Here is a 420-nt window from a genome sequence, read left to right on the forward strand (position 1 = left end):
GCTCGGTACCGTCGGGCTGCGTCACGCCGCCGTGGTCTCGGCCGGGGTGGGGCTGTGCCTGGGCGCCCTCGCCCTGCTCCTGGTGGCCTTCACCGAAGAGCGTCATCAGGGTGCCTCGGTGGCCTGGGTGCTGGCGGCGTTCTCCGCGGGGAGCGCGGTCGGTGGTCTGGTGTACGGCGCCGTCTCGTGGCGCATGTCAAGTCGGGTGCGGCTGACGGTACTTGGCGCGGCTCTGGGGCTGTCCTTGGTCGCGGCGGGGGTGTCGCCGAACGTGTACGTCCTGGTGACCGTGGTCGCCGCAGCCGGACTGTTCGTCGCGCCCGCCATCACCACCGCGTATCTGATCGCGGACGAGTCCGTCGACGCGGGCAGCCGTACGCAGGCCGGCGCCTGGGTCAACACCGCGCTCAATGCCGGGTC

Annotated in this window: 1 protein-coding gene; it reads left to right on the top strand. The window is 72.1% G+C overall.

Annotated features, from left to right (window positions below; genetic code table 11):
• On the top strand, positions 1 to 420 hold a 420-nt coding region (locus AC1DYK_RS35930; protein WP_478170609.1), incomplete at both ends, for a hypothetical protein.

The sequence above is a fragment of the Variovorax sp. P2_H12 genome (assembly GCF_056403395.1).